The sequence below is a fragment of the Bacillus paramobilis genome (assembly GCF_038096195.1).
Lineage (GTDB): Bacteria > Bacillota > Bacilli > Bacillales > Bacillaceae_G > Bacillus_A > Bacillus_A mobilis.
The window spans coordinates 2,496,072-2,519,439 of record NZ_CP151108.1; the positions used below are offsets into that span (position 1 = coordinate 2,496,072).

30 protein-coding genes are annotated in these 23,368 nt (G+C 33.0%); 18 read left to right on the top strand and 12 right to left on the bottom strand.

Features of this window, described 5'->3' with window-relative positions:
* Window positions 1-28: 28 nt before the first annotated feature.
* Window positions 29-172 carry a YrzI family small protein gene (locus tag AABL52_RS12850; protein ID WP_000142721.1) on the bottom strand — a complete coding sequence of 48 codons (144 nt, stop codon included), beginning with the start codon at window positions 170-172 and terminating at the stop codon, window positions 29-31.
* Between the two features lie 27 nt (window positions 173-199).
* Complete coding sequence (locus AABL52_RS12855; RefSeq protein ID WP_341519584.1) at window positions 200-340, bottom strand: YrzI family small protein; 141 nt, start codon at window positions 338-340, stop codon at window positions 200-202.
* A gap of 440 nt (window positions 341-780) precedes the next feature.
* Here AABL52_RS12855 and AABL52_RS12860 point away from each other — a divergent pair, with 440 nt between their 5' ends.
* The 6 genes from AABL52_RS12860 to AABL52_RS12885 all read left to right on the top strand — a co-directional run bounded on the left by AABL52_RS12860 (window position 781) and on the right by AABL52_RS12885 (window position 4,604).
* Window positions 781-1,374: a DUF4825 domain-containing protein gene (locus AABL52_RS12860; protein WP_341519585.1), complete on the top strand. Its 594-nt coding sequence runs from the start codon at window positions 781-783 to the stop codon at window positions 1,372-1,374.
* Between the two features lie 169 nt (window positions 1,375-1,543).
* Window positions 1,544-1,924 (top strand): GntR family transcriptional regulator, encoded by a 381-nt coding sequence (locus AABL52_RS12865; RefSeq protein ID WP_000805194.1) that lies wholly within the window; start codon window positions 1,544-1,546, stop codon window positions 1,922-1,924.
* Complete coding sequence (locus AABL52_RS12870; RefSeq protein ID WP_341519586.1) at window positions 1,921-2,793, top strand: ABC transporter ATP-binding protein; 873 nt, start codon at window positions 1,921-1,923, stop codon at window positions 2,791-2,793. Before AABL52_RS12865 ends, AABL52_RS12870 begins: the two co-directional genes overlap by 4 nt.
* Window positions 2,790-3,461, top strand: a complete 672-nt coding sequence (locus tag AABL52_RS12875; RefSeq protein WP_341519587.1) for a DUF4052 family protein — start codon at window positions 2,790-2,792, stop codon at window positions 3,459-3,461. Before AABL52_RS12870 ends, AABL52_RS12875 begins: the two co-directional genes overlap by 4 nt.
* A 36-nt stretch (window positions 3,462-3,497) precedes the next feature.
* Window positions 3,498-3,977: a CcdC family protein gene (locus tag AABL52_RS12880; protein ID WP_341519588.1), complete on the top strand. Its 480-nt coding sequence runs from the start codon at window positions 3,498-3,500 to the stop codon at window positions 3,975-3,977.
* Between the two features lie 117 nt (window positions 3,978-4,094).
* Complete coding sequence (locus AABL52_RS12885; RefSeq protein WP_341519589.1) at window positions 4,095-4,604, top strand: 2'-5' RNA ligase family protein; 510 nt, start codon at window positions 4,095-4,097, stop codon at window positions 4,602-4,604.
* Window positions 4,605-4,610: 6 nt separating this feature from the next.
* On the opposite strand, the gene coaW is transcribed toward AABL52_RS12885, so the two are convergent.
* From coaW to AABL52_RS12925, 8 genes are all read right to left on the bottom strand, one after another.
* Window positions 4,611-5,441: a type II pantothenate kinase gene (gene coaW / locus AABL52_RS12890; RefSeq protein WP_341519590.1), complete on the bottom strand. Its 831-nt coding sequence runs from the start codon at window positions 5,439-5,441 to the stop codon at window positions 4,611-4,613.
* Window positions 5,442-5,532: 91 nt separating this feature from the next.
* On the bottom strand, window positions 5,533-5,931 hold the full coding sequence (locus AABL52_RS12895; RefSeq protein WP_341519591.1) for a 3-hydroxyacyl-ACP dehydratase FabZ family protein: 399 nt from the start codon (window positions 5,929-5,931) through the stop codon (window positions 5,533-5,535).
* 56 nt (window positions 5,932-5,987) lie between these two features.
* Entirely contained in the window at window positions 5,988-7,187 is a 1,200-nt protein-coding gene (locus tag AABL52_RS12900; RefSeq protein WP_000222686.1) for an LL-diaminopimelate aminotransferase, read from the bottom strand.
* Between the two features lie 533 nt (window positions 7,188-7,720).
* A complete protein-coding gene (locus tag AABL52_RS12905; RefSeq protein WP_340420286.1) occupies window positions 7,721-8,083 on the bottom strand; it encodes a hypothetical protein in 363 nt (120 codons plus the stop codon).
* 177 nt (window positions 8,084-8,260) lie between these two features.
* Window positions 8,261-8,563 carry a hypothetical protein gene (locus AABL52_RS12910; RefSeq protein WP_341519592.1) on the bottom strand — a complete coding sequence of 101 codons (303 nt, stop codon included), beginning with the start codon at window positions 8,561-8,563 and terminating at the stop codon, window positions 8,261-8,263.
* 148 nt (window positions 8,564-8,711) lie between these two features.
* Window positions 8,712-9,914, bottom strand: a complete 1,203-nt coding sequence (locus AABL52_RS12915; RefSeq protein WP_242256841.1) for an MFS transporter — start codon at window positions 9,912-9,914, stop codon at window positions 8,712-8,714.
* Between the two features lie 303 nt (window positions 9,915-10,217).
* Window positions 10,218-10,652 (bottom strand): exosporium protein ExsC, encoded by a 435-nt coding sequence (gene exsC / locus AABL52_RS12920; protein WP_000148795.1) that lies wholly within the window; start codon window positions 10,650-10,652, stop codon window positions 10,218-10,220.
* 168 nt (window positions 10,653-10,820) lie between these two features.
* A complete protein-coding gene (locus AABL52_RS12925; protein WP_341519719.1) occupies window positions 10,821-10,973 on the bottom strand; it encodes a YqbF domain-containing protein in 153 nt (50 codons plus the stop codon).
* A 480-nt stretch (window positions 10,974-11,453) separates the two neighbouring features.
* Here AABL52_RS12925 and AABL52_RS12930 point away from each other — a divergent pair, with 480 nt between their 5' ends.
* The 7 genes from AABL52_RS12930 (at window position 11,454) to AABL52_RS12960 (ending at window position 16,073) form a co-directional block, all read left to right on the top strand.
* Window positions 11,454-12,239 carry a class I SAM-dependent methyltransferase gene (locus AABL52_RS12930; RefSeq protein ID WP_340420285.1) on the top strand — a complete coding sequence of 262 codons (786 nt, stop codon included), beginning with the start codon at window positions 11,454-11,456 and terminating at the stop codon, window positions 12,237-12,239.
* Between the two features lie 69 nt (window positions 12,240-12,308).
* Complete coding sequence (locus AABL52_RS12935; protein ID WP_000621879.1) at window positions 12,309-12,497, top strand: DUF3970 family protein; 189 nt, start codon at window positions 12,309-12,311, stop codon at window positions 12,495-12,497.
* A gap of 77 nt (window positions 12,498-12,574) precedes the next feature.
* Window positions 12,575-13,540 (top strand): nucleoside hydrolase, encoded by a 966-nt coding sequence (locus AABL52_RS12940; RefSeq protein ID WP_341519593.1) that lies wholly within the window; start codon window positions 12,575-12,577, stop codon window positions 13,538-13,540.
* 173 nt (window positions 13,541-13,713) lie between these two features.
* On the top strand, window positions 13,714-13,956 hold the full coding sequence (locus AABL52_RS12945) for a GlsB/YeaQ/YmgE family stress response membrane protein (protein ID WP_000638305.1): 243 nt from the start codon (window positions 13,714-13,716) through the stop codon (window positions 13,954-13,956).
* Between the two features lie 77 nt (window positions 13,957-14,033).
* A complete protein-coding gene (locus tag AABL52_RS12950) occupies window positions 14,034-14,429 on the top strand; it encodes a hypothetical protein (protein WP_000847587.1) in 396 nt (131 codons plus the stop codon).
* 101 nt (window positions 14,430-14,530) lie between these two features.
* Window positions 14,531-15,376, top strand: a complete 846-nt coding sequence (locus tag AABL52_RS12955) for an aminopeptidase (RefSeq protein ID WP_341519594.1) — start codon at window positions 14,531-14,533, stop codon at window positions 15,374-15,376.
* A 28-nt stretch (window positions 15,377-15,404) separates the two neighbouring features.
* Window positions 15,405-16,073, top strand: a complete 669-nt coding sequence (locus AABL52_RS12960) for a YjgB family protein (RefSeq protein WP_341519595.1) — start codon at window positions 15,405-15,407, stop codon at window positions 16,071-16,073.
* Window positions 16,074-16,137: 64 nt separating this feature from the next.
* Here AABL52_RS12960 and AABL52_RS12965 read toward each other — a convergent pair whose 3' ends face one another.
* On the bottom strand, window positions 16,138-17,364 hold the full coding sequence (locus tag AABL52_RS12965) for an MDR family MFS transporter (RefSeq protein ID WP_341519596.1): 1,227 nt from the start codon (window positions 17,362-17,364) through the stop codon (window positions 16,138-16,140).
* Window positions 17,365-17,465: 101 nt separating this feature from the next.
* Here AABL52_RS12965 and AABL52_RS12970 point away from each other — a divergent pair, with 101 nt between their 5' ends.
* From AABL52_RS12970 to AABL52_RS12990, 5 genes are all read left to right on the top strand, one after another.
* Window positions 17,466-19,202: an ABC transporter substrate-binding protein gene (locus AABL52_RS12970; protein ID WP_341519597.1), complete on the top strand. Its 1,737-nt coding sequence runs from the start codon at window positions 17,466-17,468 to the stop codon at window positions 19,200-19,202.
* Window positions 19,203-19,360: 158 nt separating this feature from the next.
* Window positions 19,361-19,984, top strand: a complete 624-nt coding sequence (locus tag AABL52_RS12975; RefSeq protein ID WP_097843514.1) for a YhbD family protein — start codon at window positions 19,361-19,363, stop codon at window positions 19,982-19,984.
* A gap of 13 nt (window positions 19,985-19,997) precedes the next feature.
* The gene (locus AABL52_RS12980) at window positions 19,998-20,708 is read left to right on the top strand and encodes a bactofilin family protein (RefSeq protein WP_001258373.1); all 711 of its coding nucleotides are present in this window, start codon (window positions 19,998-20,000) and stop codon (window positions 20,706-20,708) included.
* A gap of 18 nt (window positions 20,709-20,726) precedes the next feature.
* Window positions 20,727-21,434: a cytoplasmic protein gene (locus AABL52_RS12985; RefSeq protein WP_097843512.1), complete on the top strand. Its 708-nt coding sequence runs from the start codon at window positions 20,727-20,729 to the stop codon at window positions 21,432-21,434.
* 23 nt (window positions 21,435-21,457) lie between these two features.
* Window positions 21,458-22,993, top strand: a complete 1,536-nt coding sequence (locus tag AABL52_RS12990; protein ID WP_341519598.1) for an MDR family MFS transporter — start codon at window positions 21,458-21,460, stop codon at window positions 22,991-22,993.
* Between the two features lie 54 nt (window positions 22,994-23,047).
* On the opposite strand, the gene AABL52_RS12995 is transcribed toward AABL52_RS12990, so the two are convergent.
* The gene (locus tag AABL52_RS12995; protein ID WP_341519599.1) at window positions 23,048-23,368 is read right to left on the bottom strand and encodes a hypothetical protein; all 321 of its coding nucleotides are present in this window, start codon (window positions 23,366-23,368) and stop codon (window positions 23,048-23,050) included.

Here is a 23,368-nt window from a genome sequence, read left to right on the forward strand (position 1 = left end):
GAAGGTATTTCTCCTTAAAAATATATTTTTAATACATTTGCGTATAGTATGAACTTTTAATGTCAGTCATTTTATCAGTTAGTTGTTTTAATTGTTGTTTACGAATGATCTCATCTTCAGATAAAGTGTTTTTCTGAAGTACAGTCGTAAAAAAGAAAATATGAAAAGTCATAAATGAATTCCTCCTTTCGAAAAGGAATTACAGGTGATCACAATAAAGCGCTTGGCGCTCCTTAACATCATTCATTGCTTTTTCAATTTGCTCATTATGAAGAATTACATTTTGGGAAATTGTATTTCTTTGAATCGTAATACTTAAAAACAATACGCTAATAGTCATCGAATGTTGCTCCTTTCTTAACAAAATGATATAAGAGGCTAAAAAATCGCACAAAAAAGCCACAGGAAGATATAGTTCTCCTATGGCAGGGCGCGAAAAAGCCACAGGAAAGTATACGACCTCCTGTGGCGAATTTATGAATTAATCGAAACAATGTACGATTTTCAATTCTCCATTAGGGTGGTCGAATTCATATTTAATTGTCCGAAAAACAAAGGTGCAGTTAACGCTAAAGTTAAAGCATGTAATTGTAATTTCATCATTTCCTTCGACCTCCTTTTAGAATATTTTTCTTACGTTAGTAAGTATATACAATTAATGGATAATTGTAAACAGGAAAATTGAAAATTTTTAATTTTGATTAAAATGCGTATATTTCAAAAGGTTTTGAGAAGATGTATTATAATTAACTAAATATTGATAAAAATGGGGGAAGCTAAATGAAATATATGCATCGTGATGTGATTATTATGCTAACAATTTTTTTATTTATTGCTGCTTGTTCTAACGGAGAAAGAATAAAAGAAATATCTGATGTTGAACCTAGTGATTTTAAAAAATATGCTGGGACATACGTTGGTAATAACTCAGTTGTGGTTGCAATTGTTAATCATTTACCTGGTGGTGATACATTTCAAAGTATTAGTTTGGAGAATGAAAATATAAAGGTAAACTATGGTGCAAAAGGAAATGGAACTCTGACAGAAGACATGGTTGAGACGTATTGGTTTGATGGTAAGGACACGATGGAGAAGAATTTTCTCTTTAACGTTATTTATCTAGCTATTTTAGTACCAAATGCGAAAAGTTACGAGTTTCAAGTAGAAAATAAAAATTTCAAGATAAAAAGAGAAGAAATACTATCAATCTTGTATGAAAAAATTGATGATTTTCCAAAAGAAGATGATATATGGGATAAAAAGAAAGTAGTAAAGTTCCTTAGCGACAATAACGAAAAAATTACAATGCTTATAAATGATAAAGATTTTCGGAAATCTTTATTTGCTAAATATCCAGTGCAGCAGTTGGAATAAAATGAAAAGAAATTGAGAACAAGAGTTGAAACTTCAAAATTTTAGAAAGAGAGTCATCCGTAAACGGATGACTCTCTTTTTTGTAAAAGAAATTTATGGAAATAAACATTTTTATGTGATATGGTTAATTGCATAAGTAATGAACCTATGAACCTAAGGTGGTGAAGTTGTGAAACCTACTCTGGAGCAAAATAAATTAATATACTTACAAATTGCAGAAACGATTGAATCTGATATTTTAAAAGACATATTACTGGAAGAAGAACAAGTTCCATCAACAAATCAATTTGCGAAGATGTTACAAATAAATCCAGCTACTGCAGCTAAAGGGGTAAATGTATTAGTGGACGAAGGGATTCTATATAAAAAGAGAGGGATCGGGATGTTTGTTGCAAAGGGAGCGAAAGAAGTCGTACTTAAAAAAAGACAAAATACTTTTATGACCGAATATTTACCTAAAGTATGGGAAGAAGCAAAAGTATTAGAAATATCGAAAGACGAATTGATGGATATGATTCAAAAAATTACGAAGGAGGGCAAAGAGGGATGATTGCACTTGAAACGAAAGATGTAACGAAAAAATATAAAAAGAAAGTAGCAGTAAATGAAGTAACGATTTCATTGGAAGAGCATAAAATATATGGTTTACTCGGTAGAAACGGTGCAGGAAAAACGACACTATTAAATTTACTTGCAGGCCAAATTACTTCAAGTAGTGGTAGCGTATCAATATTTGGTGAAAATGTTTTTGAAAATAGTAAAGCAATGCAAAATATTTGTTTTGTTAAAGTGAAAGAAGAAGCACATTTAAGTTATAAAGTAAAAGAAATCTTTAAGATGTGCAGCATGTTTTATAAAAACTGGGATGGAAAGTACGCTGAAGAACTCGCTGATAAATTTCAGCTTAATATGACAGTGAAATATCATAAACTATCACACGGTATGCAAACAATCGTCGGAATTATTCAAGGATTAGCAAGTAGGGCACCAATAACAATTTTTGATGAACCGACTACAGGTTTGGACGCAGCACATCGAGAGTTGTTTTATAGTTTACTACTAGAAGATTATGGTCAGTATCCACGAACAATTATATTATCAACACATTTAGTAGAAGAAGTAACCCGTGTGATTGAAGATGTGATCATCATCAAAGAAGGAAAACTAGTTGTTCAATCATCGGTAGAAGATTTATTGCAACAAGCTCATATTATTTCAGGGAAAATAGATAAAGTAGATCAATTTTCGATAAATAAGAAAGTAATAAATCGAGAAGTCTATGGGAATAAAGGCATTACTGTTATATGGGAAGAACTTTCTAATGAAGATTATTACTCTCTTGAAAAAGAAGGTTTAGTAATTGATAGAATTACATTACAAAAACTATTTATACACATAACTGGTGGTGAAGTGAAATGACGATGTTAATGAAGCAGTTGAAGTTACATATAAATTTTCATTATAAAGCAATTATAATATTTTGGATTGTAGCTTTATTAATAAAAGGGGCTTTACATGCTGCTCATTTAAATGGAGCGAACATTGGTTATTTACCCGAAATTATAAATAACCCTTCAATAGCAATTATGCTATTTATAGTAGGGAGTGTTTTCATCATACAAGATGAGCTATTTCGTTTAGCAGTTTCATTCGGTGTAACGAGAATCCAATATTTTATCGGGGCAGTTTGTTATATCGTATTGCAATCTGCATTTTTTTCATTTCTTCAAGTTATGCTTTTACAAGATATAAAATATAATTTAGTAAATGTTAGTTTTGGGGAGCAATCGGTACAACAATTTATTTTGCAATTTTTATTTTATGTTACAACAGCATGTTTCTTCCAAGTGCTAGTGGTTTTTAAACAACGATTTCAGTGGATTGGTCTTATGATTGGTGGAACACTTTTCTTATCAACAAATAGTGTGCTTTATGGGGAAGCAGGGATAACTGGTTTATTATTTACGAGTGATGGATCTTTAGTAGATATTCCATATTTTACTGTTATTTCAATTGGATTAACTGTTCTTTATATCGTAACTAGTGGTATATTTATTCGAAAAGTATCATTCGAAAAAACGATTTGAAATAGTATTAGATTACTAAAGAGAGAAGGATAGCGAATGAGAGACACATCTTCACTCATTACCGTATTTTTATGTATTGCACTACTAATATTTTGGCGTCGTTATCGTTCTATGCATAAGCCAATTAAGGGGACGGGAAAACGTATTTTGTGGCCATTATTATTTTTAACACCAGGTGTTTTATGGTTTTTTGGTCCTATGCATCCAGCTATTTTACAAGTTATTATAGCAGCATTTATTGGAGTTCTTTTCGCCGTACCACTTATAGTTTTAACAAATTATGAACGAAGAGATGATGGGAATATTTATACGAAAAAAAGTGCAGCTTTTTTAATTACTTTTATTGCACTTATCATTTTGAGGTACGGTTCAAGACAATTTATTGTTGACTTAGATCAGCAAACAATAGGTTTATTATTTTATGTTGTTGCTGTCTCGTATATTATTCCTTGGAGAATTGCATGTTTTATCAAGTTTAGGAAAGTTTGGCGGGAAAATAATAATCACACTATATGAAAACTTCTCATTTGAGAAGTTTCTTTATTTTTACATGTATGTAAAACAAGCTGTTGAAGGACAGGCTATCATAGAATATGATACATATTATAATGAGGGGAAGTTGCGGGGATAAAAATGCGTACAATTTTAGTTTTTCTAAATAACATGTCCATCGATAAAATAGAGAACATTAGACATAAACATGATCCTTTATTTGGATTAATTCCACCACATATAACAATCGTATTTCCATTTAAAAGTAATATTTCAAATGATGAATTAAAATCTCATATTTTGAATTTATCAAAAGGGGTAGGTAAAATTGAAATTGAGTTTGCAAATCGTATCACTAGTGTAGGAAACTATTTGTTTTTAGAAGTTGAGGAAGGGAAAGAACAAATAGAAGAATTGCATGATTTGCTGTATACAGGAGCTTTATTACAATTTTTGAAAGAAGATATTCCATATATACCGCATGTAACAGTCGGGAGAAAAGAAAGTGCTGAGTTAGCTGCTGAAGTAGCTAAAGATATTCAAAGTTTCACTGAAAAGTTACAATGTGTAGTTGATAGAATTAGTGTAGAGCGAATTGGAGAGAATGGGGAATCAATTATTGAATTTGAAGTACCGTTGCAAAAAAGCTGACAAGTGTCAGCTTTTTTTATTCGTAACATGAAGTAAAGCACCAATCGCACCGCTATTACCACCATCACGTAAAAAGATTGGTGTTTTATTTTGATATTTTGTGTAGTTACTAATAATGTTTTGAAGGTGTACGTTATTACATAGAGTGGAACCAATATAAATAATATGGTCAATGTTTTTTGTTTCGGCGAATTGAAGGCTTAATGCAGTAACGACTTCACCGACGAGTCCTTGTACAGTAGCAAGTATGTCTGAGCTATTATATTTTGATTCTGAAATAGCGGCTTTCCCAAAATTGCTAGCAGTTAAGCTATTATCAATAGGAGAGAGAATGCCATCATAAATATCTCCAACCGTAATATCTAGTACTTTTCTAGAACCTACTTTTGTTAAAGGGATCACATCTTCAAAATGATCTATATTTGTTAATAATTTTGAAAGCCCCATAATAGTACCACCGCCAACACCGGTACCACCAGCGCGAATATATTGGTCATTATAAACGTAATGAATGGAAGTACCTGTACCGATATTTGTTAATATAAAGTTATTTATATCAAATTTTACTTCTTTTAATATGTATTGGACACCTACTAGAGTAGCTTCAAATTCGTTTCGTTCTACTATTTTATATGAGTGTGAAAGTAGTTGCTTTAATTGTTTTGCTTTACCACCTGTAATACATATTTGTTTTATACGAGTGTTTTTCTTAAGCCAATCTATTATTTTATCTAGTTCATTTGAATAAAATTTTTCAAAAGCTAATTGCTTTTGTTCGTTCAAATAAGCAATTTTCGTTAATGTTCCTCCAGCATCGATACCAATAGTACTTTCCATTTTCCTGCTCCTAACCAAGTAATTTGTTTACTCTGCTCATGTTGGTGAGACAAATTTGTAGAAATTAGATACCCCGCGGATTAAATCGTCTCTAATCTGCTTGATATATTAATAGCTTTTCCACAGTTACAATCGGCTGATTATTAACAGTTGCAGTACCTTTACCGAGAATAAAACCTCCACGATTACGAGTTAACTCATAATGTAAATCTAGTTTATCACCTGGATATGCGTTTCCGTGGAATTCAACTCCATCTAATGAGGAGAGGAATCCTAGACCTTCAGAGTCATTTGGATGTACAAATGGATTAAGCTGAGCAAGTGCTTCTACAATTAACATATGGGGCATATGGTCTTGACTAACATTTATAAACCATTCGTTATTTGTAATGAGTTTATATCCCGTAACGGATTCACCATGTTTTACATTTGTTATTTTATCAATCATTAAAAATGGATAACGATGGGGAAGAGTGTCTTTAATGTGCATATGGAAGTACCTCCAATGAATAATACCCCTGCAACAGTTAAGCAGGGGAGTTATCATTAATTTTTAACTAATTCATTTACTTTTTCAAGAGAAAAAATACCACTATTTTTGATGTTTTCAACGACTTGCTGCAACACTTCTTTATCTTGAACGAGTGCAATACGTACAAAGCCTTCTCCGTGAGGTCCAAATGCATGACCTGGTGTAACAACGACATTCGCACGATCCATTAATGCATAAGCGAAATCTATAGAAGTCCAGCCTTTCGGAATTTCGGCCCAGACGAACATACTACCAGCTGGTTTATCAACATTCCAACCAAATGTTCGAAATCCATCAACTAAAGTATCTCTACGTTCTTGATATATACCACGATTTTTCTCGCAAAACGAAGCGCCATTTCTTAGTGCAGCTGATGCTGCTTTTTGAATTGGTAAAAACACTCCGTAATCTGTATTGGATTTAAATTGCGTAAGTGCACGAACAATTTCTTCATTACCAATCATATAACCAATACGGCTACCTGCTAAACTATAACTTTTTGATAAAGAGTTGATCTCTACTCCAACTTCTTTAGCACCAGGTACAGAGAGGAAGCTAATTGGTTTATTGCCATCAAAATAAAATTCAGCATAAGCAAAATCATGGACAACAATAATGTTATGCTTTTTCGCGAATGCGATTACCTCTTTAAAGAAATCTTCATGAGCCATTGCTGGAACTGGATTCCCTGGGAAGTTTAAAATCATCATCTTTGCTTGATCAGCAATATCTTCGGGGATAGCTGCTAAATTAGGTAAGAATTCATTTTCTTTCTTTAAAGGCATGTAATAGGATATTGCACCAGCCATTTGAATTCCTGTTTCATAAGCTGTATATCCTGGATCTGGAACTAATATAATATCTCCCGGATTTGCATAAACCATAGGTAAATGAACAAGTCCGTCTTGTGAACCCATTAATAATAAAACTTCTTTATCGGCATTTAATTTAACGTTATGAGTGTTGTTGTAATATTTAGTTACAGCTTCGTGAAATTCTTGAATACCACTTAATGTGTATCCATAGCTTTCTTTTTCACTTGCTGTATGTACCATTTCTTCTCTTACGAAGTCAGCAGGTGGCATATCAGGATTCCCAATACTTAAATCAATCATTTTGTGACCTGCTGCAATTTTTTCTTTTTTATAAGCCCCTAATTCACTAAATATAGAAGATTGGAATGCTTTCATTCTAGTTGCTAACGTGTAAGTCATCAAAACCCCTCCTAAAAACAGTGTTTTCTTTCTGCGTTTTTAATTATTCTGAAAACACATGGTTACATTTTATCATTTTTTTATGAAAATTAAAACGATTGACAAATTTAGAGGGAGGATTAGTCTTTTTTGAAAGGGCGCTGTAAATAAGGATTGGTTAACTGAACTGTTTATTATATCTTTCTATACGGTTTAGGATGTTTTATAGTTTTTATTAAGTATATCCCGTATATTTTGGATGAAAAAGAACACGAAAACGAGGCCTAATATACCACTAAGCCAATAGTATGAATTTCCTGTCGTGAATCTTTCATAAACTGAAAGTGCACTCCATAGGATTAGGATAATGGAACAGATTGTTGATACAATTAATGAACTTAAACTTCTCAAAAAAAGCACCTCGCATTAAAATATTGTTATTATATAATACTACATTTGAATTTTAAGATTTAAAAGAGGAAAATGTTTTTGGGGAGGTTTTGTAAATTAAAAATAACGCAGAAAATATTTTCTGCGTTTTAAATGAAGTGTAATCATTTCTTTTTATATGTACATAATTTTTCCACTGCATAAAAGTATACATTTAATTTGCCATCGACAACTTTTAAAGTTTGATCCGATGTAAATGAGTTACCATAATCAATGTGATATACATTAGAATTCTTTACAAATGAGCCTTTGTATAAATCTTCTTTTTCCTTTGATGTTTGCATCTCCACTAAATATTGAACAATTTTTTCTTTCTTTTCTTCTTTTACAACTGTTTCAAATTTATAAGATGTAGGGCAAAGACCATTTTTGTTGTCAACGACTTCCCAAGAACCGTATATATCATTATTGCTACATCCGCTAAGTAGAACGATGAATATAGGAATAATCAATAGAATCTTTTTCATTTTGTGCTCCTTTCATTTCGTTTTCAATAAACGTGCGAATACGATAGTGATATTGTAATAAATAAAGTTTAAATTTTTATAAAGAATTATTTAATTTCACATAAAAATTGGAGGAAGGTGAGGTTTTTAAAATAAAAAGGCAGGAATCTAATGTAATCCAGATTCATGCCTAGTGTGCTATCTTATATTTTGTTTTTTGAGGATAAATGAAGTAGAAAGAAGAATAACAATACCGTTTAAAATATACACGTTTATAATAGAAGAGGTTAGGTTAATTGATCCAAAACCAGCGTTATCGAATTTAGAAGTGAGTGCCGTAGTTGTCAAAAAAATAATAGGCGTTAGCAGTAAAAATATGAAGCCTGCCACAATTCTTCTTTTAAGGCTATGTTGAGATAGGGAAATTGCTAAAAAGTTTATGATGCTAAACATAACGAATACAACAAAAAGGATAATAAATAACTGGATGCCATCAGACATTTTGCACCTCCTATAGACCGTATTTATATATTATATTCGAAAGCAAAATGGGGTACTCCTTTAAATCATTTCAGTAAACGTAATAAATAAGATTATATATAACAAAGAAGCATGGATTAATCTAATGATCCATGCTTCTTTTCTTAAGTTATAAATTCGCAGATTGCGAAGGTTGTTTTTCATATTGTTTCTGTTTAGATAATGAAATGAAAATAATTAATAATGAAATGACACCGAAAATTAATACCATGTACTGTAAACCAATCGTATCTAAGAAGAAACCTGTGCCAAGTAAGACAATTTGGAACATAACTCTCTCAAACATATTACGGAATGAGAAGAGGCGGCCATGATAGCTTTTTTCCACTTTCGTTTGGAAAATTGTCGACATAATAGGGAAGAAGCAACCGACACTAAAACCAAACAAACCAAATGATGTAAGTGACATCCATTTTATATCGCTAAAGAACAAGGAAAGGTGTGCAAAAGCGGTACAAACTGCGAAGAAATATAATAATTTTTCGGGTTTGAAATGGTCAGATAAACGTTTAATAACGAAGGCTCCTAACATAAATGCGACACCTTCAATTGTATATATAAAACCTTTAATCGTTGGATCATGTTGCATTTCACTAATGTTAATTACCATTAAATTAAATCCGGCTATAAATAATAGAGGGATAATACTTAATATAAGTGCTGTAAAAGCAATAGGAATTCCTTTTAAAATGCGAAAGACTTCCATAAAGCTATTATCTTTTGCAGCTTGTTTATTTGGTGTTGTTGATTTCTTATCCTCGAATTGTAGGAAGAAAGTTGAGAGGAATAATAAAGCGTACGCTGCCATTGAGAAGGCATACATATACTGTAAACTCATCACAACTAAAAGAATTCCACCTAGTGAAGTACCTGCAATACGAGCGATTGTACCTACATTCATATGTACACCGTTCATCTGTAACAACTCATGCTCACGTACGATAAGTGGGATTACAGATTGTAATGCAGGGAAATAAAATGCTGCCGAAATTTGAAGAGCAACCATAAATGCAATCATAAAGGCGATACTTTCAAATTGGATTGCGAAAAACATAAAGATAACACTAATAACACGACCGAATCCAGCATAAAGAAGAACTTTTTTCTTTTCATACTGATCAATGACACGACCTGCCATAGGGCCCACTAGAACACCTGCTAATAATCCGATAAATAATATAACTGATTTCATGAAATCAGAAGGGACATATTTTTGCATAAATTCAAGGTTGCCAAGAATACCAAGCCATAACCCTAGACCAGCAATAAACTCCCCAATTAACACAATCCAAACATTTTTATTACGCCACATAATGTAAAACCTCTCCGTCTTTTAAAATGAAAAACTCGTATATAAAACCTCCTTATTTTATGTGTAATTTATAACGAACTTTTTTAGAGTCAGAGTCTATATTACGTGTTTCATGAGTGGATTTCAATTTTTTTGATTTGTCGAAAAGATGATTTGTTAGTTGATGAAATAACCAATGAAAATGTAAAAGAATTGTGATGAAGTGTCTATTGAAAGTAAGGATAAATTTGAACAAAATAAAAAAGCAAGAACATATATACTACGTCTTGCTTTTTTCAAGCACAAAATTAAATTTTAGATTGTTTAGCAGCATTTACGTTCTTGTCCAATAGCTAATGCGCTAAAAGATAGAGGACCAATAACTTCTGCACTTGCGCCACTAGTTAGGTTTTCTACAGTTAATGAATATTGGTGTGTTCCACTTCCAACGTTTTGATCTATAGCTTGAAATGTTTGAGCATAGAATTGTTCAGAATCTGTAGATTCAATACCTACTTGTGTATTAAAAATTTCAATGTTATCACGGAAAATTCGGAATAAAATTTGTGAAATCTCAGTTATCCCTTCTACACCAACTGTAGCGATTAATTCTACTCGGTTATTATGAGAATCTCTACTTGAAATTCTCAATTTCAAATTTGCTAGAATTGCTTTATTTGGAGAAGCTGGGATTGCAAAAGTAGTTTCACCAGTTTTACTTATAGGTTGAGTAGCCTGGTAATCAATGATATGAGTCATACTCGTCACCTCCTTATATACTAAAATATGAAATTTACGATGAAATAGATTGGACAAATAATAGTATGTATTAAGAGAATGAGCACAATTGTTGAAAAGAGGGAGAGCAAATGAAAGCATCAAGAAAATACCACAATTATGTGATAGTTTTCTTGATGCTTTTTGTAGTTAAGCCGAATATTCTTCTTTACGTACCTCGAAAAATTCATTGCGACGTAAGTAATTATAAACTTTTTCGGAAACCACTTCTTCTTCAGACATTAAGAAGCGATGATCAAAAGCATAGAATGATTGACCTTTAATTAATTTTACGTAATATATTTTACACGCCTCCTCTAGCAGAATTGGAACTTACCTAATATTATGATGGCCTATATGCTTGTGAATCATACTTGGATTTTCAAAGGATATAAGCTAAACAAATTGAAAAAGCTTACAAAATTGTAATGTTGTTGTCACGTTTTCCGATAGTTAAAAACAATCACTCTCTTCTATACTACAAATAAGTTACATAAAATAAGGGGGTAAAAAAGATGGATGAAGTAATTGGAGAAGTAGTAGTAGGTATTTGTGAATTTGTGGTTGAAGTAACGGCGGATACTATTGGTAGCCTAACTTCAGGAAATGAAGAAAGGGAAAAAGAAACTATATAGAAAGCTAAAAAACTGTGAGATATATTCTTACGGTTTTTTTATTTTTTCAAAGCAACATATAATCTGTCGAATAGAGGAATTGAAAATTTGAAATAGAATTTATTAGGTATCTGAATCGTGAAAATAACAATAGAAAGAAGATGATAAAATGAGTAAAGAGGAGCTTGTGAAACAGCAGTTTGGTAATAATGCGGAGAAGTATGTGAAAAGTAAAATTCATGCTAAAGGGCCGGATTTACAATATGTAGTTCAACAAGTTGAGTCTCGTCATAATTATCGTCTTCTTGATATCGCTACTGGCGGTGGACATGTTGCGAATTTATTAGCTCCATTTTTTAAAGAAGTAGTAGCCTTAGACTTAACTGAAAAAATGTTAGAGAGTGCGAAAAATTTTATTATGAGTAATGGACATGAAAATGTATCTTTTGTCGCTGGAAACGCTGAAATTTTACCATTTACAGATAGTTCTTTTGATACGATTACGTGCCGAATTGCAGCGCATCATTTTACGAACCCATCTCAGTTTATATATGAAGTAAATCGTACGTTAGAAGATAATGGATTGTTTATTCTAATAGATAATGTTTCACCGGAAAATAATGAATTTGATACATTTTATAATTTTATAGAAAAAAAGAGGGATCCTAGTCATGAACGAGCGCTGAAAAAAACAGAATGGATTACCTTGTTAGAAAAAAACGGTTTGCAAATGCAGTCATGTCTTACTTTTGACAAGAAATTTGAATTTGACTGGTGGTGCGATATGATGAATGTACCTTTGCAGAAACGCGCGAAGCTAACAGAATGTATGATGAAAACATCAGTTGAAATGCAAGAGTTCTTTAACATTCAATATGAAAATAATAAAATTATATCGTTTTATACCGAAATGGCACTGTTCGTATGTAAAAAAAGTGCGACATTAAAAAGATAAATTTCTTGCAGTCTTTTCAAAGTACGTTATACTTAGTACAGAGAAAATGAGAATTGAGGAAATGTAATAATGATTCGCGTACGTATTGAAGGAACTGAAGAAGAAATGCTTGAATTTATGGAGAAAATGCCGGATATTCCTGGATTTGAAAAAACACATATGAGAGAACCGAGAAAAGGAAATAATCCAAAATACGATTCAAGTAAAAATGTACTAGCATATTTATCTTATAAAAAGATTGAAGTCGCCAATAAATAGGCGGCTTTTTTAGTTTGCACCGTTTCACAGCCTTGTCTTTTTCACATAATAATAATAGTAGATTATGCTGAACAGGGGTGAGGATAGTTAATAAGAAAATCATCTTTTTTGGAGACTTTGGTATTGACGATGCGGTGGCTTTAATTTATGCAAATAAAACATGTAAATTAGATATTATAGGTATTGTTGCTGAATATGGGAATGTATCGCGAGATATCGTAACGGAAAATGTGTATTTTTTAGAAAGATACTATGCTACAGAAGTAAAAATCATTGAGGGTGCAGCAAGGCCGATGACTGCTGAGGAACCTTTGTTCTTTCCTGAAATTCATGGGGATCACGGTTTAGGACCAATTATTCCACCTAATATGAGGATTTGTAAACGGGAAAATTTTTGTGAATTAATTAAATTAATTGAACCTTGTCCAGAAGATATTATTATCGTAGCGACAGGACGATTAACAACATTGGCAACGTTATTTTTATTATATCCAAATGTAATGGATAAAGTATGTTCGTATTATATTATGGGCGGTGCTTTTTTATTTCCTGGTAACGTTACGCCTGTATCAGAAGCAAATTTTTACGGAGATCCAATTGCCGCAAATATTGTAATGAAATATGCAAAGAATGCGACTATTTTTCCGTTAAATGTAACGCAAGAAGCACTAATTACTCCTGAAATGGTGGATACTATAAATAAAGAAGGAACAGGACAGGCGAAACTTATTAAACCAATGATTGATTTTTATTATGAGAACTTTTATAAAAAAGAATACCCGGGTATTGCTGGAAGTCCGATTCATGATTTACTTCCATTCATATCATTTATAAATGATAATATTTTTGAATATAAAAAGTCAGCAGTTTGGATTAGTACGACAAATGATGTAACAAGAGGACAAAGTGTGGCAGACTTTAGGAAAATAGCTGAGCCAACAACATTTGATAATAGGCCTATTCAAAAAATTGCAGTTTGTTTTAATTATCCTGCATTTAAAGAAGAGTTTATGCGGACAATATTAAAGCCTGACTGTCCTTAAAATGTGAAATACAAAAGGCATTAACCACAAGTCGGAAAAAATGGTTGTTCCTTATTTTGAAATAATCTAATAGTTGATCTGTATGAATAACAAATGAAAAATGTAACATAACTAATGGTAAGCAATTGTTTCTAATTATATTTTGATTGGTGAAATATAAAGGAGGTTATCATATGATTTGGTCTTTAATCGTCGGTGGTATATTAGGATGGCTTGCGAGCTTAATTACTGGAAAGGACGTACCTGGTGGTGTAATTGGTAATATTATTGCTGGAATTATCGGTTCTTGGATTGGTTCGAAATTACTTGGTAGTTTTGGTCCAGTCATTGGCGGATATGCAATTATTCCAGCTTTAATCGGTGCGATCGTTTTAATTTTCATCGTAAGTTTCTTATTACGGGCAATGCGAAAATGAATGTAAGGACTGTTTACATTTGTAAGCAGTCCTTTTTATATGTTATGCTAGTATTATACAATCAGGAGGTGTCAGCATTGAAAACATTTACAGTAAATTTCCATCAAGAAGATAATGCTAAAGCGACAACAGTACATAAATTAAGTGAAGAGGACTTCAACAAAGCAACAGAAAAAGGCACTCGTCATCTATTTGATTTAGATACAAACGTTGGCTTCTTCGTATTCTTTGATGCAGAAGATGCAGAAGGAAACGATCAATACTTAATGTTACAATATGAAGGCGATCATGAAGAGCCAACTGCGTGCTACGGATTTGATTTAAAACTATACTATCAATTTTTAGCACTATACTTAAATGATCTTGAGTTCCAAGGTGAAACAGATGAAGAAGAGGAAGAGTATGGCCCAATTCATCATTTAGCTCACTTACTTTATCATATTGTTGAAGATGGTAAGTCAATCGAAGTGTAAAAATACATATGTAAAGCTGTCCTTATTGGGCAGCTTTTTTCATTTAAAGGAAGGATTATAGTGTAAATGGCGAGAAGGGATATGTTAAGGAGATGGGAAAAATGATAAATAATACAATCCCGAATTTTTTAAAATTATGGGAAAGTGACGATGTAGAATTAGAAGCTCTTAATCAATACTTTACTTCGCATCCAGAGATATTTGATGAATACTTTAAATATCATTGTCCTAAAACGAGAGAACGTCTTTCGAATGCCATTAAACAATATCCGGCGAAACTAGAAGATATTCGTATCATTGCAGAAACATTACCGACTATTATTCAAGAGATAACGAATGAATATAATAATAAATATAATTTTGATGTAAATATGAAGTTTCATTTATTTGTTGGAGGATTTGGTTCTAATGCATTTGTAGAAAGGGAAATCATTGGTGACATATTTTTTGCGGCGGAAAAATTATCTCCAGATTCGAACCATCTTCGCGTTATTGTCGCTCACGAAATAGGCCATATATATCATAATGTTATGTTACAAAATGATGGCATAGATTGGGCAAAAGCTGAGTGGACTGACGCAGCAGTTACTTTGTATCGTGAAGGTGTCGCAACATATTTATCAAAGCAAATTTTGAAAGGCTTAAATGAATCAGTGTATTACTCATATGACAATGAGGGTGAACGTTGGTTACAATATTGTATAGAAAATGAAGAACATATAAAGAAACGTTTTTTGGAAGATTATATAGAAAGATGGACGCTTGATAAAGAGAAAGAATGGTTCCGATTATCTGGCGGACAATATTTTGGGTATAACCGACTTGGTTATTTTTTAGGAACAGCTTTTGTGGAATATGTTGTGCAAGCATTGGGTGAGAGTGAAGCATTTACTTTTTGGAACAAACACAATTTGAAAAGTAGTGTAATGGATTGGTTATCGAAATGAATAAGATTATTATAAGGGGCTGAAATGTATGAAATTGTATGTAAAGATAGCTATGTTATTTCTTGCTTTTACATGCATATTTGCATTAGCAGCATGTAAAGGGACAGATGAAAAAAAGGAAACAAACCCAACAGCGGAAAATAGTAAAAGCGAACAGAATAATTCTGCAGAAGAAAAGAAAGAACCTAATGTAAAATCAAATAATGAAGAATCAACAAAACCAAAGACAGATTCAAGCACGAAAGACACAGTAATGAATCAAAAATCAATTAACTATGTTAAAGGATTATTTGAACTAGCGAAAGAAGGAAAAGTACCTAACGTTCCGTTCGCAGCACATACAGGAGATATTGAAGAAATAGAAAAAGCTTGGGGGAAAGCAGATAAAACGGAACAAGCAGGTAACGGAATGTACGCAACTTTTACAAATAAAAATGTTTCCTTCGGTTTTAATAAAGGATCACAAGTTTTTGATGTACGCTCCTATCATGCAGAGCTAAAATCAATTACATTACAAGAAATAGAGAAAGCATTAGGAAAACCAGCTTCAGTTAAAGTAAATGGGGAAGATAAAATATATGTATATAAAGTAAACAATCAGTTTGAGTTAAAATTCATTATTCCAAAATCGACTGGTAAGGTAAATCATATTTCGGTATTTTCGCCAGAGGATAGTATTAATAAAATGGCAGGGTAATAAAAAGGATGTCACAATAGTCTCAAGACTTTTGTGACATCCTTCTTTTTATAAAGAAAGCATCCTATAAAATATGAGTAGTATGCTCCGAAAGGTCTTTTTTCATTTTATTACGTTCTATATTTTGAATAAACATTGCTTGAATAATGCCTCCGACTACTAAGAAACAAGCACAAATATAAAATAGCATGCTACCGTTTAGTTGACTTAATAAAACCGCACCAAGTACAGGACCGCACGTTCGAGATATATCCCAATGTAACCCGTAAATTGAAAAATACAATCCACGTTTATGTGTAGGAGCAATTTCTGAAACGAATCGAAGTAAATGGTTTAAAGCAATACTTTCCCCAATGACTAAAAAGAGTAATGTGAAAAATAGTGATAAGATTGTTGCTGAAAACCCATAGCCAATTGCAGCTATCGTAAAGCAGATGTAAGAAATAAGTATAATTTTCGTCATGGAAAATCGTTCAGACCATTTCACGAGGAAAATTTGCAGAATGATTTCCATCATAGCTTTGCATGTTGAAATAAAAGCGAGTATGAATACGAAATCTGAAAGTATATCTTTAGCGAAAATGCGATAATTTGTTTCAGTTTGTGCATAAAAAAAGCTAATAGGAAGTGTAGTAATCATAAGTCCCAAAACAGCGTAATGTTTGTGTACAAATTGTTTTGGAGATGATACTTCAAGTTTTTGCTTTGGCGTTGTAAGTACTGGAGCAGTTTCTGGAAGCTGCGTCCATACAACGACTGCATATACCATAAGTGTAATACTTTGCATAATAAATAAATATTCAGGGTGAGTACGATAAAAGATAGCACCAATTATTGGACCGATTACGGAACCAATTGCAGCCATTGTATGCAAAAGAGCAAAAATTTCTGCTTGCTGCTTTTGCTTTGTTAAATCAGCAATTTGTGCACGTTGAGCGGGAATATATAAGGAACGGCCAACCCCATTTATGACGTATAACAATGCAAATATAAAAACAGATTGAGCAAAGACGAAGCTGCCGATTGCAACGCCTTGCAGCAATAAGCCGAGCAACATAATTTTCTTTCGCCCATATTTATCAGTCACTCCTCCAGCAATAAGTGTAAATACAATATCTGAGAGAGGTTGTAGTCCAAAAATGAGCATAGTTATTATTATATTACCGTTTAACATTTTATTAACGTAAATAATCATAATAAGAGCTAACATAGATTCAGTCGTTCGTGTTAATAATTCGCCGCACAGTCTAATAATAATGGGTTTATTATAACGTAGTATGAGATTGTTCAATATTAATTCCTCCTTTCTATATTGAAATGATAAGATGAAAGGAGAGGTGGAAAAAGGGTAGAAACAAAAGGGGTTATTTTTCACCTTTTAGGGGGATTATGATGTTTATTTTAAATCAATATATTGAACTATGGTGTGCCTATGGTAAAGGTAGACAAGAAGGAGAGCAATTAGAAGTTACCGTACAAATGATAGCAGAAACATTATTTTGTACGGAGCGTAATAGTAAATTAATTATAAAAAAATTAGAAGAGTTACATTGGATCACTTGGTTTCCAGGTCGCGGGAGAGGGAATCGTTCTAAATTAATATTTCAAAAGCAGCCAATTCCACTAATTTTAGAAAGAGGAAAAGAACTAACGAAAAAAGGAGATGTGAAAAGTGGAATCTCATTTGTAGAACGCTACAGCTCACAATTTCCATCAGTAAAGAAAGAGTATAAAGCTTGGGTAGATTCCATATTTGGTCATCAAATAGAAAGGACACCTGAAGGAAGAAAAGACGTACTTCGTTTGCAAGTACAGATGAACCTAGACATCGCTTTAGATCCGGTTTACGCAACAATGCGCTCAGAATGTCATATGGTTAAACATATTTTTGATACACTCGTATATGTTAATGAGGAAACAAATTGTATAGAGCCTAGGCTTGCTTTTCACTGGCAATATAATGCTGCTGAAAAGGTTTGGACATTTTATTTAAGAAAAAGCGTTTATCTTCATAATGGAAAACGACTTACTGCACACCATGTTATACATTCATTGAATCGATTTATGAAAGCAGAAAACAACCCACACGCATGGATGTTACAACATGTTGAAAGTGTCCGTGCAGCGGATGAATTTGTTGTTGAAATTCAATTACATAAGGAAAATAGGATGTTTTTACATATGCTAAGCGCAGAACAGTGTTCTATCGTAAATGAAGATGAAACAGGGAGCTTCATTGGTACAGGTCCTTTTATATTACGTGAGAAGAATGCACAGTTATTTGTATTAGAAGTGCATGATTTATATTATCGTGAAAGACCTTTTCTTGACCGAATTGAACTAATGAATGTAGAGCAAAATGTAAATACGTATGATGTATTAGTAAAGGCACAGTATAAAGATAAAGAAAATCCTAAAAAAGAGTTGTCTCGGCTTGAATCGAACGTAACATATGTAACGTGCAATCTTGTAAAAGATGGACCAATGCAAGATGAGTTGTTTCGAAGGGCGCTATATAAAATTATTCATGGCGATAAAATTGTTCAAGAGCTCGGCGGTGAACGTGGAGAATCGGCAAAGAAACTAATATTAGCAAATGAAAGCATAGTAGAGATTGAAGAAGATATAGCATGTTTAATGAAAAGGAGTACGTATCATAACGAAGTGCTACAACTCTATACATTTACAGGACGAGATCACGTTGAAGATGCACAATGGATACAAAAAGAGTGTGCGAAGTACGGGATTCGTGTAGAAACTAATTTTCTTGAAATAGAAGAGTTATTGGAAATAAGTACGATACAAAAGGCTGATATGATGCATGATAGTGCAACTATTAGCGAACGAATTGAAGATAGTCTGCTATATATGTTTCTTACAAAAAATAGCTTTATTCATGGGCAAAGCAGCATGGACTTTCATAAAACGTTGTCCCCGTATTTTAAACAAGAACGAGCAGAAAAAAGAGTTACATTGTTACGCGATATTGAGAACACTTTGTTACGTCAAATTCATATTATTCCTTTATACCGCAACGAACAACAAGTAACTTCTCACGAAAAAGTACAAAATATAATGATTAATTCACAAGGGTGGATTGATTTTTATGAAATATGGTTTACATGTTGATATATAAGGGTTTTTACGCATTTTATAGGATGCGTGAGAACTCTTTTTTTGTGTAAAATAGGGTTGTTTTTACACATTGTTACGCTGCTTGTGATAAAAGTCTATTTACAGCGTAACAGTGTTATGTTACATTGTTATCAGGAAGGAGTGTTATACAGTTGAGTACAGATTTAATTTCAAAAAAAGATTTATTAGAACTAACTGGTATTTCATACGGACAGTTATATAGGTGGAAAAGAAAAAATTTAATACCGGAAGATTGGTTTGTACGAAAGTCAACATTCACGGGTCAAGAGACATTTTTTCCGAAAGAAAAGATATTAGAGCGTATTGATAAAATTCAAACGATGAAAGAAGATTTATCTCTTGATGAACTAGCGAATATGTTTTCACCGAGTGTAAGAGAAATCCTTTTAACAAAGGAAGACGTCTTACGTAAAGGGATTGCATCAGAGTCAGTTTTACAATTCTTCATAGAACAAACGAATAAAACAACAGAGTTTCAATTTGTAGATATTCTTTATGTGTATATGTTAGAAGAATTACTACAATCTGGAGAGATTAGTTTAGAAGAAGGAAAAATGGTCTTACAAGTTTTACGTGAAAATTATGAAACGATTAAGCATAAAACTTGTGATTTAATCGTCGTCCGAAAGTTAGGGATTTCTACATGTTTCTTAGTTTCAAACGTGGACGATTTAATTTTTGAAAAAGGCACCAAAATTGTTTTACGTGAAGCGATTATGAAATATACCGAAGCATTAAAAACGAAACTATTATAGTGGAGGAGAAAGTATGCGTACAGATAATTTGATTATAAATGGTTATGGTTCATCGAATGGCGGCGAGTTTCATAAAGTGCAATTAAATGGAAAAGGGACTGTTAATGGAAATGTTGAATGTGATCAATTTGAATGTAACGGTTACGGTGCTGTTACTGGAAATTTGAAAAGCAGCAATGCAAGAATTAGTGGATCGGGTAAAGTCGATGGTACAGTTATTGCGGAAACGATGCGAATTGATGGAAAAGCAACAATTACGCAAGATGTGAAGGCGAACAGTTTAAAAATTGCAGGAAAAGGTACGATAGGCGGAAATGTAACTGGTGAAGAATTTAAAATCAACGGTCAAGCAACGATTGATGGTAATTGTGAAGTGGATACTTTTTCTTCAGAAGGACAATTTACAATTGGTGGATTATTAAGCGCCGATGAAATAAATATTAATATTCACGGTACATGTCGAGCGAAAGAAATTGGTGGTCAAACGATTAAAGTAAAACATAGACTAAGTACTTTTAGCAGACTGTTTAAATCAGTATTTGGTATGCAGTTAGAGGCTGAACTATTAGAAGGTGACAATATTGATATTGATTATGCTCACATAAGAACGGTAAGAGGAAACAATGTGACAGTAGGAGCGAACTGTGAGATTGAACTCATTGAATATACGGGTGTTCTGACTGTCGATAAAAGCGCAAATGTAAAAGAAATTAAGCAGGTCTAATGGGAGGGGAAAAGTAATATGGAACATCAACATAGTCTTACTGTCAACGGTTCTGGTAGTTCAGCAGGCGGAGATTATAACAAAGTGAAGATACGCGGCGAAGGAACGATTTGTAATGATATGAGTTGTAATGAATTTAAAACATACGGAACGAGTGATGTACAAGGTAATATGAAAGTAAAAGATTATGTTGTGTATGGAGATAGTGAAGTACAAGGAAATGTAACTGCTGAATATGTAAAAGTATATGGAAATACACAAATGAATAGTGATGCTCATATTGAAAAAACGAAAGTAAGAGGTATGATAGAAGTTAAAGGGAAGTTTACTGGCGATTTTGTAGATGTGAAAGGCGCTTTAAATGTGAAAGGAGATATTGAAGTAGAGGAATTATCATTAACGGGTGGCCTTGAAAGTGATGGATTACTTAATGCTGAAAATATTGAAATTTCACTTCGTTATGAAGGAAGTAAAGTGAGAGAAATCGGCGGTAAAAAGATTACTGTTCGTAAAAAAGCGAGATTTATTCCATTTACAAGTCATGCTGGAAGCCTCCAAACGTCTGTCATTGAAGGAGATGAAATTTATTTAGAGCATACTATCGCTGAAGTAGTAAGAGGAAATAACGTTACCATTGGTCCAGGATGTGAAATTAGTGTTGTAGAATATCATACTAGTTTTAATCAAAAAGGTAATGCAGTTGTAAAAGAACATAAACAAATATAAGTAGTACGAGGGAGAGCAAGGTTATGGTTGAGAAGAATAATAAGCTCGGCTTTGTTGTGGCGGGCTTATTGCTAGGTATTTTAATGGCATCAATGGACAATACCATTGTCGTAACAGCGATGGGAACGATTGTTGGTGACTTAGGAGGCCTTGAAAACTTTGTATGGGTCGTTTCTGCCTATATGGTCGCAGAAATGGCCGGTATGCCGATATTCGGAAAACTATCAGATATGTATGGTAGAAAGAGATTCTTTATTTTCGGTTTAATCGTCTTTATGATTGGTTCGGCACTTTGTGGTACTGCTGAAAATATTACACAGTTAGGTATTTATCGTGCCATTCAAGGTATTGGCGGCGGGGCATTAGTGCCGATCGCGTTTACAATTGTTTTTGATATTTTCCCTCCTGAAAAGCGCGGGAAAATGGGTGGATTATTCGGAGCAGTATTTGGTTTATCAAGTATTTTTGGTCCGTTGCTTGGTGCATATATTACAGATTACATAAGCTGGCACTGGGTATTTTACATTAACTTACCGCTTGGCGTTTTAGCACTTATTTTTATTACATTCTTTTATAAAGAATCACGAGTTCATAGAAAGCAAAAAATTGATTGGTTTGGCGCAATTACTTTAGTTGGTGCAGTAGTTTCTTTAATGTTTGCGCTCGAATTAGGTGGACAAAAGTATGATTGGGATTCTAGCTTTATTTTAAGTTTATTTGGTGGATTCACTATTTTAATGATCGCATTTATTTTTATTGAACGAAAAGTAGAAGAACCGATCATTTCATTTGAAATGTTTAAACAACGTTTATTCGGAATGAGTACCATTATTGCATTATGTTACGGTGCTGCGTTCATGTCAGCAACTGTATACATACCGTTATTCATTCAAGGTGTATACGGTGGTAGCGCAACAAACTCAGGATTATTACTTTTACCGATGATGTTAGGATCAGTCGTAACAGCGCAATTAGGTGGATTTTTAACGACGAAGCTTAGCTACCGAAACATTATGATTATTTCTGCGGTTATTATGCTGATTGGACTATTCTTATTAAGCACATTAACGCCAGAAACAAGTCGTATATTATTAACGGTTTATATGATTATTATTGGATTTGGAGTAGGTTTCTCATTCTCTGTACTAAGTATGGCAGCTATTCACAACTTCGGTATGGAACAGCGCGGATCTGCAACTTCAACGAGTAATTTCATTCGTTCATTAGGAATGACACTTGGTATTACAATCTTCGGAATGATCCAAAGAACAGGTTTCCAAGATCAATTAGAAGAAGCATTTAAAGGGATGAGCGGAGGAATGAATACAAATGCTTTAGGAGATTCAAGAGCTATTCTATCAGAATCGGCAAGATCTCAAATCCCGCCGCAAATATTAGATAAGATTATTGAAGCTCTTTCTAGTTCAATTGTTCAAACATTTATGTGGGCATTAGTACCAGCTGGTTTAGCATTCGTATTTATTTTCTTTATGGGAAATGAGCGCATGGTAATTAAGAAACAACAAACGAATAAAAAGAGCGAAACATCAAAAGCGTAATGAAAAAGCTCCTTTCCAATTGGAAGGGAGCTTTTTCGTATGTACGGATTTAGATTAGCCTTCGATAATTTCGTATTCTTCGTCTGCTAATAATAAAACTTGTGTTTTCTTACCTTTGTTTTGAACTTCGATTACATCGTATGCACCTAAGTCTCTTAGCTTGCTTTGAGAAGCGTTAACCATAACTTCCATAGAATCAATTAAGATATCTTCTTCAATGTATGATTCAGGCAATGCCATATCTTCTGTTTCTAATACACATGCATATAGATTTTGTAAGTTTTCAGCAGTTGGGTTTTGTTCCTCAACATCAATGAAGTTTTTTACTGCTTCCATATTTTCTTCTTTTGCTTGGTATACTTTAATTTTAGCCAT